This window comes from Paenibacillus sp. EKM206P, assembly GCF_011066155.1.
Lineage (GTDB): Bacteria > Bacillota > Bacilli > Paenibacillales > Paenibacillaceae > Paenibacillus > Paenibacillus polymyxa_D.
On the sequence record NZ_JAAMNQ010000153.1, the window covers coordinates 1 to 203 of the forward strand.

Genomic DNA, 203 nt, shown 5'->3' on the forward strand with positions numbered 1-203 from the left:
AAGGGATACCGGCAGTATGCCTCTGACCCAGCTCAGTGCCAGCATTGCCCACTGCTAAGTCAGTGTACCCAGTCTCGAAACCACCGCAAAGTGGTGACTCGGCATGTCTGGGAAGACAGCAAAGAGTGGGTACGGAGCAACCGGCTGAGCCCATCTGGTAAAAAGCTGTACCGCAAACGAAAAGAGACGATTGAGCGAAGCTT

The 203-nt window shown here is 54.2% G+C and carries 1 protein-coding gene; it reads left to right on the forward strand.

The features are described from left to right. Positions 1-203, forward strand: a 203-nt coding sequence (locus G9G53_RS26180) for a transposase (protein WP_185156382.1), incomplete at both ends; no start/stop codon positions are given.